This is a genomic window from Candidatus Termitispirillum reticulitermitis, from assembly GCF_054655775.1.
This window is the reverse complement of sequence record NZ_BAAIHG010000078.1, coordinates 1-4699: the sequence shown is the minus strand read 5'-3', so window position 1 is coordinate 4699 and position 4699 is coordinate 1. Positions and strand designations below refer to the sequence as shown.

Annotated in this window: 6 protein-coding genes and 1 rRNA gene; 2 read left to right on the top strand and 5 right to left on the bottom strand. The window is 43.0% G+C overall.

All coding sequences use genetic code 11. The annotated features are described in order from the left end of the window. Together AC1MDJ_RS06795 and AC1MDJ_RS06790 are read left to right on the top strand one after the other, a co-directional pair. Positions 1-76, top strand: a 16S ribosomal RNA gene (locus tag AC1MDJ_RS06795); the annotation flags it as partial. Positions 77-215: 139 nt separating this feature from the next. Next, positions 216-1223 (top strand): M23 family metallopeptidase, encoded by a 1008-nt coding sequence (locus AC1MDJ_RS06790; RefSeq protein WP_479690178.1) that lies wholly within the window; start codon positions 216-218, stop codon positions 1221-1223. Between the two features lie 6 nt (positions 1224-1229). On the opposite strand, the gene AC1MDJ_RS06785 is transcribed toward AC1MDJ_RS06790, so the two are convergent. From AC1MDJ_RS06785 to AC1MDJ_RS06765, 5 genes are all read right to left on the bottom strand, one after another. Continuing rightward, positions 1230-2891 carry a formate--tetrahydrofolate ligase gene (locus AC1MDJ_RS06785; protein ID WP_479690177.1) on the bottom strand — a complete coding sequence of 554 codons (1662 nt, stop codon included), beginning with the start codon at positions 2889-2891 and terminating at the stop codon, positions 1230-1232. A 15-nt stretch (positions 2892-2906) separates the two neighbouring features. Then, positions 2907-3698, bottom strand: coding sequence for a MetQ/NlpA family ABC transporter substrate-binding protein (locus tag AC1MDJ_RS06780; protein ID WP_479690176.1), 792 nt, complete (start codon positions 3696-3698; stop codon positions 2907-2909). Next, positions 3682-4020 (bottom strand): LapA family protein, encoded by a 339-nt coding sequence (locus AC1MDJ_RS06775; RefSeq protein ID WP_479690175.1) that lies wholly within the window; start codon positions 4018-4020, stop codon positions 3682-3684. The genes AC1MDJ_RS06780 and AC1MDJ_RS06775 overlap by 17 nt, the downstream gene beginning before the upstream one ends. Then, positions 4017-4505 carry an HIT family protein gene (locus AC1MDJ_RS06770; RefSeq protein WP_479690174.1) on the bottom strand — a complete coding sequence of 163 codons (489 nt, stop codon included), beginning with the start codon at positions 4503-4505 and terminating at the stop codon, positions 4017-4019. The genes AC1MDJ_RS06775 and AC1MDJ_RS06770 overlap by 4 nt, the downstream gene beginning before the upstream one ends. Before the next feature lie 9 nt (positions 4506-4514). Further along, positions 4515-4699: nickel-dependent hydrogenase large subunit (locus AC1MDJ_RS06765; RefSeq protein ID WP_479690173.1), on the bottom strand; the 185-nt coding region annotated here is incomplete at its 5' end.

The following is a 4699-nucleotide window of genomic DNA, read 5'->3' as shown; positions in this document are numbered from 1 at the left end:
GATGGCAAGTCCGGTAACTGGGGTGAAGTCGTAACAAGGTAGCCGTACCGGAAGGTGTGGCTGGATCACCTCCTTTTTAAGGATTGTTTAACATCATACTTAATTAGGTAAATAAGACCTCTCTTGCACCTCCCCTCCCCAAACATCCTTGAAAATGTGACTCATAGTATCTTTATATAAAAATACTTGACAACATTAAAAAAATATGTCATATTATGCTAACAATAACTGATGCGCGGGTATTAAAACACTTGACCGGCGGTTGCAGTATAATACGAATACGAAGGTGCATAGTGAACAACAAGAAATACGCTTTTATGTGTTTTAATGCTGACAAGATGGGGAAGGTTCACACCTTTACTGTTAGCAGATATGCTATTGTCGCTACATTAGTTATCTTTGTGTTGATTGCGGGCGGGTTGCTGACATCTCTATTTTCAGTTTATAAGTATAAGAGCAGGGGAGTGGTATTTGTTCCAACAGATGGTGTTGAGAATGTCGAAGACTTGCAGGCTCAACTTACCCGCTATACCACACAAATTAAAGATATTGCCAGCAAAATCGCTATGTTGGATGATTTAGAGTATAGGATACGCGATTTAATGACCTCTCACCGTGGCACTATGACGCTCAAACCTGTAGCAATCGGTGGCAAGGAAGTTGACCTTATGCGCGATTATTCTAGTTTTGCCGCTATAAATGAAAAAGAGTTCTTTGAAAAACTTGATAAAACATTGAGTGAGTTGAGCTACGAAGTTGACAAGCGTGAGTTTAGTCTTTCAGAACTTGCTGTTGGACTGGAAGAGAGACGTCTTGTTATGCTTTATACTCCGACTATCTGGCCTGTTCGTGGCTGGATGTCTAGCCAGTTTGGGTATAGATTGTCGCCGTTCACGTTACGTCAGACTTTCCATGAAGGGATAGATATAGCAGCTCGTGCTAATGCTGATGTTATGTGCACTGCCAGTGGCGTGGTGGTCTATGCTGGACCTAAGGCAGATTATGGCAACCTTGTTACTATAGACCATGGTTACGGCTATATGACGCGCTATGGGCATAATTCCGCTATTTTGGTACGTGTAGGCGACAAGGTAGAGCGTGGGCAGGTTATATCAAAGGTCGGCTCAACTGGGCTTAGCACTGGTCCGCACGTACACTATGAAGTATTAGTGAACGGAATACCTGTAAATCCGCTTAAATTTATAATAGACGAGGTTATATAGCTGGGCTTAAAATAACCCAGTAATCTGTCCTTCATCGTTCACGTCTATGTTGCAAGCCGCTGGGATTTTGGGTAGCCCTGGCATCGTCATTATGTCGCCCGCTAGAGCAACTATGAACTCTGCGCCAGCCATTATGCGTATCTCTTTTATAGTAACCTCAAACCCAGTTGGTCTGCCAAGCAGTTTAGGATTGTCTGATAATGAATACTGCGTCTTGGCTATGCATACTGGGAAGTGTGAATAACCTAAATCGGTTGCTTTTTTTATGCCAATAATTGCATCGTCTGCGAAACGGATTGAGCCTGCTCCGTATATTTCCTTGCATATCTTTTCTATCTTACCCTTTATATCAAGAGAATCTTCATATAATAATTTCAAGTCAGACGGCTTGTTTATAGCACATAAGACGGCTTCTGCCAGTTCCAGTCCTCCATTGCCGCCGCGCATAAATACATCGCTAATAGCAAAACCTACATTCATCTCGTTGCATAGCCTACTAATCTCCGCCCATTCTGCATCAGTGTCAGTGTCAAACGAGTTTAGAGCAATTACGACTGGTAAGTTGTATTTTTTTAAGTTCTCTATGTGCTTTGCTAGGTTGGCTAGCCCCTCTTTTACGGCTGATACATTTTCAATATTCAGAGCATCCTTTTTGACACCGCCGTTATATTTCAGCGCACGTACGGTGGCGACTAGCACGACTGCCGCTGGTTTTAATCCAGCTTTTCGGCATTTTATATCAAGAAACTTTTCCGCACCTAGGTCAGCACCGAATCCCGCCTCCGTAACAACTATATCACCTAGTTTTAAGGCAAGTTTTGTAGCCCGTATAGAGTTGCACCCATGCGCGATGTTAGCAAATGGTCCGCCGTGAACTATAACAGGAGTATGCTCCAGCGTCTGCACTAGGTTGGGATTTATAGCATCCTTTAATATAGCGGTCATAGCACCTGCAGCGTTCAAATCGCCAGCCATAATAGGCTTGTTATCATAGCTATAGGCAACTATTATTCGTTTTAAGCGTTCTTTCAAATCTTTTAAGTCGCTTGTTATGCATAATATCGCCATAATCTCTGATGCAACCGATATAATGAAACTACTATTGTATTCGCCTCCCCCCCCTGCATCTATTATCATCCTGCGCAAAGCGCGGTCGTTCATATCAAGGCTACGTCTCCAAAGAATCTTTTTAGGGTCAATCTTTAGTTCATTGCCTTGAAATATATGGTTGTCAATCATTGCAGCCAGTAGGTTATTTGTCGTAGTAATAGCATGAATATCACCTGTAAAGTGCAGGTTAATTTCATCCATAGGGGCTATTTGTGCAAACCCGCCACCCGTAGCACCGCCCTTTACACCAAAACAAGGACCAAGTGAAGGCTCACGCAAAGCAGCAAATGTCTTATATCCTAATATGTTTAAGCTCTGAGCAAGCCCTATAGTGGTGGTGGTTTTACCTTCGCCAGCAGGAGTAGGGTTAATAGCTGTTACTAGAACTAGTTTGCCATCGGGTTTGGACTTTAACTTATCGTGTAGTGCATCGTAGTTTAGTTTTGCTTTATATTTGCCGTAAGGCTCAAGATAGGCTTCATCTATCCCGTAGCTGCAAGCAAGCTCTGTTATAGGGGTGAGCTTAATATCTCTAGCTATCGCTATATCGCTTTTCATAAAGCACCTCGTTTTTTAGAATGTGGGCACAACACTCTTTTCGTATCTATCAGCCATAAAGCTTTTCGTCTTTTCAGAGCGCAACAGGTGCATTAAATAGCGCATTCGCCGTTCTGTTGCTACATCGGGCTTGGCTACTACTACTGTTGCATATAACAGATTTGGGGTTTCTACTAATATTGCATCTCTATGAGGGTATAATCCTGCAGGCATTGCAAAGCTGGCATCTATCACGGCGGCGTCCATATCTTTTAAGGTGCGCACCAGTGAAGTAATATCTAGTTTTACTATGTTGAGTTTTTTAGGGTTTGCCTGTATATCAGATAAATTGCTTTCCATACCAGCCATAGGATTTAGTTTGATAAGTCCGCCAGCTTCCAGCAACGTCAAAGCTCTGCTCATATTGGTAGGGTCGTCAGGTATTGCTATAGTTGCTCCTACTTGCAATTTAGATACGCTATCAACCCGTTTTGAATATAGTCCCATCAGTTCTATACAGACAGAACCAACTGATACAGCATCTAAATTCATATCCTCTTTGAATTTATTAAAATACTGCTGATGTTGAAAAAAATTGGCGTCCACCGCACCTTCACGCAAGGCAATGTTAGGGGTAATATAGTCAGCAAATAGAACCACCGTCAAGGCGATATTGCGACTCAGCAAGTCGGGTTTGATAAACTCTAACATCTCCGCATGCGGGATGGACTTAGCCCCTACGGTCAGCTTCTCTTTAGTTTGCGCCAGAGAGGGGGCAGACAGGCTAAAAAATATAAGTAGAAAAAGCCCCTTACTTAGATTCATCATCAGTTAATTTGTTGGCACCTTTGCTGGCAGGGGCAGCCTGTTCGGATATGGCACTTAATTTAGCGTTTGCTAATTCCAGCTCCCTGCGCAGTTTTTTCATATTAGATGAGACGCTCCAGTTCTTAGTCATAAAATATATTGCTACAAGTATTGCGCCAAGCAAAAAAGCACCTACTCCCACAATAAAAGTCTTCGTTTCGTAAGATACTTGCGGGAAAGGTTCTCCTACGGCTGTAATTGTTACGATATCACTATTCCATACCACGAATAGCACAACATACGCTACTATAGCAACCTTAATCACTGTGGAAAACAACTTCATACTAGCCTCCTAAAGCTATCTTTAATTCTTTTATAAGTCATATCTAAATGTTCAGAAATCACCTTATGCTCCGCAAGAACGGGCATAAAGTTTGTATCACCGTTCCAACGCGGCACAATATGTTGATGTATGTGCCCAGCTATACCTGCACCAGCCGCTGTTCCGATATTATAGCCAATGTTAAACCCTTCCGGCGATAAGGCAGAACGGATAGCCTGAATAGATAGGCGCAAAAGCGCATCCATCTCCGCCATCTCCTCGCCAGTGAACTCCAGTATATCGGGTATATGTCTATATGGCATAAGCATAACGTGCCCGTTATTGTATGGATAGATGTTCATAACAACAAACGCCACATGTCCGCGATGAACAACGTAATTTGCTTCGTCATCATTGGGATTGCGTGCTTTTTCACAGAACACGCATTTGTCCCCCTTAGGGCTTGTAACGTATATACCACGCCATGGCGACCACATATTCTCCATAGTTATCTCCTAGTCAACCGTTATGTTGATAATTTCTTTCCCTTGCGGGTCTATCGTGTGAACTGCACAGGCTATACACGGGTCGTAAGAGTGAATGGTCCTGATTACCTCTAGCGGTTTTTTATCGTCTGCTACAGGTGTGCCTACAAGCGATGCCTCATAAGGTCCAGGATTATCAGCCATATCGCGCGGGC

Coding starts and splice junctions, on each gene's coding strand:
- AC1MDJ_RS06790 (WP_479690178.1), top strand. CDS start 216: ATGCTAACAATAACTGATGCGCGGGTATTAAAACACTTGACCGGCGGT.
- AC1MDJ_RS06780 (WP_479690176.1), bottom strand. CDS start 3,698: ATGATGAATCTAAGTAAGGGGCTTTTTCTACTTATATTTTTTAGCCTG.
- AC1MDJ_RS06770 (WP_479690174.1), bottom strand. CDS start 4,505: ATGGAGAATATGTGGTCGCCATGGCGTGGTATATACGTTACAAGCCCT.
- AC1MDJ_RS06785 (WP_479690177.1), bottom strand. CDS start 2,891: ATGAAAAGCGATATAGCGATAGCTAGAGATATTAAGCTCACCCCTATA.
- AC1MDJ_RS06775 (WP_479690175.1), bottom strand. CDS start 4,020: ATGAAGTTGTTTTCCACAGTGATTAAGGTTGCTATAGTAGCGTATGTT.